The sequence below is a fragment of the uncultured Planktosalinus sp. genome (genome assembly GCF_963973675.1).
GTDB lineage: Bacteria > Bacteroidota > Bacteroidia > Flavobacteriales > Flavobacteriaceae > Planktosalinus.
This window is the reverse complement of the sequence record NZ_CAXBAN010000181.1, coordinates 1-5,192: the sequence shown is the minus strand read 5'-3', so window position 1 is coordinate 5,192 and position 5,192 is coordinate 1. Positions and strand designations below refer to the sequence as shown.

Annotated in this window: 4 protein-coding genes; 1 reads left to right on the top strand and 3 read right to left on the bottom strand. The window is 35.5% G+C overall.

Annotated features, from left to right (window positions below):
• On the top strand, positions 1-530 hold a 530-nt coding region (locus tag AACY61_RS08245), incomplete at its 5' end, for an enoyl-CoA hydratase-related protein (protein WP_339611093.1).
• An 8-nt stretch (positions 531-538) separates the two neighbouring features.
• Here AACY61_RS08245 and AACY61_RS08240 read toward each other — a convergent pair.
• The 3 genes from AACY61_RS08240 to AACY61_RS08230 form a co-directional block, all read right to left on the bottom strand.
• On the bottom strand, positions 539-1,534 hold the full coding sequence (locus tag AACY61_RS08240; RefSeq protein WP_339611092.1) for a sterol desaturase family protein: 996 nt from the start codon (positions 1,532-1,534) through the stop codon (positions 539-541).
• A gap of 105 nt (positions 1,535-1,639) precedes the next feature.
• Entirely contained in the window at positions 1,640-3,310 is a 1,671-nt protein-coding gene (asnB, locus tag AACY61_RS08235; RefSeq protein ID WP_339611091.1) for an asparagine synthase B, read from the bottom strand.
• Between the two features lie 200 nt (positions 3,311-3,510).
• Positions 3,511-5,192, bottom strand: a 1,682-nt coding sequence (locus AACY61_RS08230; RefSeq protein ID WP_339611090.1) for a transketolase C-terminal domain-containing protein, incomplete at its 5' end; no start/stop codon positions are given.

Below are 5,192 nucleotides of genomic sequence, written 5' to 3'. Positions count from 1 at the left end.
AGGTACAGCGTCTCATTAGGTTTATGCCAAAAGCTGTAATTGCAGTAGTACCCGGTTGGGCAGTGGGAGGAGGACATAGTTTGCACGTGGTTTGTGATATGACCCTTGCCAGTAAAGAACATGCTATTTTCAAACAAACAGACGCTGATGTAACCAGTTTTGATGGGGGTTATGGGTCTGCATATCTTGCTAAAATGGTGGGCCAAAAAAAAGCACGTGAAATTTTCTTTCTCGGAAGAAATTATTCTGCTCAGGAAGCTTTTGAGATGGGAATGGTGAATGCTGTTGTTCCTCACGCAGATCTTGAGGATACTGCTTTTGAGTGGGCTCAGGAAGTCTTGGCAAAATCACCCATATCTATCAAAATGCTCAAATTTGCAATGAACCTTACTGATGATGGTATGGTAGGCCAACAGGTTTTTGCCGGAGAAGCAACAAGATTAGCATACATGACAGATGAAGCTAAGGAGGGTAGAGATGCTTTTTTGGAGAAGCGAAAGCCTAACTTTGACAAGAAATGGTTGCCTTAAGAATAGAGCTAAGCAGACTCTGAAAGTATTTTTGTATTTTTAGTATTACTCCTTTTCTTTAGTATTTCAGCTTTTTTATGTAGTAGTTTTTCTTTTGCAAGAGATTCTCTAATTTGTTTTATGGTCATTGTACTGCCATCATGACTCCAGCCCGGAGGACCAAAGCAATACATAAATTTATGCCACCAATTTTTAGACTTTTTCATATCCTCCCAAATATTTATGTATTCGTGCGATAAAATAGTCCATATATTATAGGAATTTGGTGGGCTAGTAACACCATATTCGATATCAATCGAGTCATCAAGTTCTTTCCAGGTTCCAAAAATCCTATCAAATATGTTTAAAATTCCCCCATGGTTTTTGTCCATATATTCAATGTTCTTTGCATGATGAACCTGATGCATTGTATGTGTATTGATAAATTTTTCTAAAAAGCCCAGTTTTGGGACATATTTTGTGTGTAGCTGAAATTGCCAAAGCGATTCTATACCAAGGCAAACTAAAAGCATTTCAGGGGGAAACCCCAGCATTACTATCCAAACATAAAAAAATGGCTTATAAATTATTGTAAACCAACCATTTCTAACAGCTGTTCCTAAATTAAAATTATCTGAAGAATGATGAACTATGTGGGCAGCCCAGAAAAATCGAACCATATGATTTTGTCTATGAAACCAATAATATGCAAAGTCATCCAGCAACATACAGGCTATCCAAAAATACCATTCATATCCAAATGATTTCCAACCAAAAATATTAGTTCTTACACCATCAATTACCGGATTAAAAAGTTCATAAGCTACAGTAAAAACTAGAACTAAAGCGATGGTTTTTGTAAGTGCCGCAACAATTGCAGAGCCGGTACCAATTGTAAGGCTTGAGACTAGATCTTTCCATTTGTAAAGATTCTTGTCATCAAAATTCTTACTGTAAGTAAGTTCCAATAAAATGAACGCCAAAAAGGCAGGAACCCCATAGACTAATGGGTTTGTAAAGTCCATGTATAAATTTTTAAATAGTTTATATGATTTGAATTTAAAGTTTCGAATATATTGAATTAATAACTAATACCATAAAATTATTTAGCTTTAGTTTTCCATAAAAAATTAATTTTTATATGCACTTGAGTGAACATTTGCTACAGCACGTCCACTTGGGTCATTAAGATTTTTAAAACTTTCATCCCATTCCAAAGCAGCCGGACTACTACATGCAACAGAAGGAACCGAAGGAACACTTAAAGCAGCAGCATCACTCGGGAAGTGTTCTTCAAAAATACTTCTGTAGAAAAATTCTTCTTTTGATGAAGGGGTTTGAATTGGAAATTTAAAATGAGCATTTGCAAGTTGTTCATCTGTCACAGATTCATTAACTAACAACTTGAGTGAGTCAATCCAGCTATAACCAACCCCATCACTGAATTGTTCTTTTTGTCTCCAAGCAACACTTTTCGGCAAAAGATCTTCAAATGCTTTTCTTAAAACCCATTTTTCCATGCGTTCATCATTTATCATTTTGTCATTAGGGTTTATTCGCATTGCAACATCCATAAACTCCTTATCCAGAAATGGAACCCGGCCTTCTATTCCCCAAGCGGCTAAAGATTTGTTAGCTCTTAAACAATCATATTGGTGAAGTTTGTCAAGCTTTCTTATAGTTTCTTTATGAAATTCTTTTGCATTAGGTGCCTTATGAAAGTAGAGGTAACCACCAAAAATTTCATCACTTCCTTCACCTGAAAGAACCATTTTAATTCCCATAGCTTTAATGGCTCTTGCCATAAGGTACATCGGGGTAGAAGCTCTAATGGTTGTAACATCATAAGTTTCCAAGTGATAAATCACTTCTTTTAAGGCATCAATACCTTCCTGAATTGTGAATATTATTTCGTGATGAATAGTTCCTAAATGATTGGCTACCTTTTGTGCTGCAGTCAAATCAGGAGATCCTTCGAGTCCAACAGCAAATGAGTGTAATTGTGGCCACCAAGCCATTTCTGTATCTTCGGTTTCAATGCGTTTATCAGAAAATTTTTTTGCTATGGCTGAGGTAATAGATGAGTCAAGCCCTCCAGATAATAAAACACCATAGGGAACATCACTCATTAATTGTCTGTGAACAGCATCTTCTAATGCTTTTTTTAATAAGGAAATATCAGTTTTGTTATCTTCTACATTTTTATATTCCATCCAATCTCGTTTGTACCATTTTACAAATTTCCCATCTTTACTATGTAAATAATGTCCTGGAGGAAAAAGTTCGATTTTTGAGCAAAATTTTTCTAAAGCTTTTAATTCGGAAGCAACATAAAAAGTTCCATTTTTATCCCATCCAATATATAATGGGATGACTCCCATATGGTCACGAGCAATAAAATATTCGTCTTTTTCTGTATCATACAAAGCAAATCCAAAAATACCATTTAAATCATCGAGAAAAGCAGCACCTTTTTTCTTATATAGAGGTAAAATAATTTCACAATCAGACTTAGTTTGAAAATTATATTTATTATGAAATTGCTTTCTTAAATCGTTATGATTATAAATTTCTCCATTTGCAGCCAAGACGAATCTTTTATCTTCACTGAAAAGTGGCTGTTTACCTGAAGTTGGATCAACAATTGCTAGTCGTTCATGTGCCATTATAAACTTTTCATTATTGAAAATTCCACTCCAATCCGGTCCACGATGGCGAATACATTTAGACATTTCCAGAAGTTGTGGCCTTAATGATTCCGCAGATTCTTTTAATTCAAAAGCACACACAATTCCACACATATTTTTTGATATTAAGTTAAAAAAAAGCCCGTCAAATAACTTGACAGGCTACTAGGTTATTGACAAGTTCTATTGTTAAGTATTGAAATTATTGTTATTTAAACTGAAAATTATCATTTATTGTCTTGATTAATTTTAAAAATATTGATTTTTTATTAATACTTTAAACTTTATAGTGAGTTTTTCGATTAATTACACGTTTAAGCTAATGAAGGGTATTTAGAAGGGTTTGCTTCATTCATCAGCTCATATACTTTTTCAAAAATATCTTCTACTGAAGGTTTTGAAAAATAATCACCGTCTGTTCCATATGCCGGTCTGTGTTCTTTTGCTGTAAGTGTTTGAGGCTTGCTATCTAAATAGATATATCCATTTTGTTCATCAAGAATTTGTTGTAAAATATATGCCGAAGCTCCTCCCGGGACATCTTCATCAATAACTAAAAGTCTGTTAGTTTTAGCAACACTTTTTACGATTTCGTGATTAATATCAAACGGTAATAATGATTGAACATCAATAATTTCTACTGAAATTCCAACCTCCATTAGGTCTTTAGCAGCTTCTTCTATCAACCTCAGAGTTGAACCATAGGAAACTAATGTAATGTCTTCACCTTCTCTGATTGTTTCAATTACCCCAAGAGGTGTTTTTAATTCACCAAGGTTGTTGGGCATTTTCTCTTTGAGACGGTATCCATTCAGGCACTCTACAATCAGACCCGGTTCATCAGAAGCAAGAAGTGTATTATAGAACCCTGCAGCCTTTGTCATGTTTCTGGGAACCAGAACGTGAATTCCTCTTACAAGGTGAATAATCCCTCCCATAGGTGAACCGCTGTGCCAAATACCTTCAAGTCGGTGACCCCGGGTTCTAATAATTAGTGGAGCTTTTTGTTTTCCAAAAGTTCTGTACTGAATAGTAGCTAAATCATCACTGATTATTTGCAATGCATATAAGAGGTAATCCAGATATTGAATTTCTGCTATGGGTCTTAAGCCTCTCAATGCCATTCCAATTCCCTGACCCAATATTGTGGCTTCTCTGATTCCTGCATCTGCAACTCGCAGTTCACCATATTTTTCCTGCATGCCTTCAAGCCCTTGGTTTACGTCACCAATATTCCCGCTGTCTTCTCCAAAAATGAGAGCTTGCGGGTGCTTTTTAAATATTTTGTCAAAATTATCCCTAATTATAATTCGTGCATCTACTTCTTTGGCTTCCTGATCATAAGTGGCTTTTACTTCTGTGACATCAATTGCTTTTTCAGCTGATTCACTGTAAAGGTGTTTGCTGTATTTTGGTTGAATTTTTGCATAATAGGTTTGAATCCAGCTTAACAATTCCTCTTTGGTATCTGATTTTTCAGAGAGAACATAACGCAATGCTTTTCGTGCGGTAGAAAGTATTTCTTTTCTGATAGGCTCCTTGAGTGCTTCGAATTCCTCGATAAGCTTATTTAGAAAATTTTTGTTACTGCTTGTAGCACTCAGCTTCTTTAAAATAGAAATTAATTCTCTTTGTTCATCTATTTGAGGACCTACAAATGCCTTCCAAGCAGCCGCTTTACCCTCTCTAACTTCTTTTTTAATTGTTTTTTCAAGTTCTAAAAGTTGTTCATCGGAAGCAATGTTATTTGCAATCATCCATTCCCGCATTTTTAAATTACAGTCATGTTCCTCTTCCCATTTTAGTCTGTCTGCGTTTTTGTAGCGTTCATGAGATCCTGAGGTAGAGTGGCCCTGTGGCTGCGTTAATTCAACAACGTGTATTAGTACTGGAACATGTTCTTCTCGGGCAATTAGAGCTGCTTTTTGGTAGGCCTCAACTAAAGCGGGATAATCCCAACCGAGAACTTTAATGATTTCATACGCATTAGACTCTT

What these genes read in the sequence shown, in the direction of transcription:
- AACY61_RS08240 (WP_339611092.1), bottom strand. Translation starts at nt 1,534, where the DNA reads ATGGACTTTACAAACCCATTAGTCTATGGGGTTCCTGCCTTTTTGGCG.
- asnB (WP_339611091.1), bottom strand. Translation starts at nt 3,310, where the DNA reads ATGTGTGGAATTGTGTGTGCTTTTGAATTAAAAGAATCTGCGGAATCA.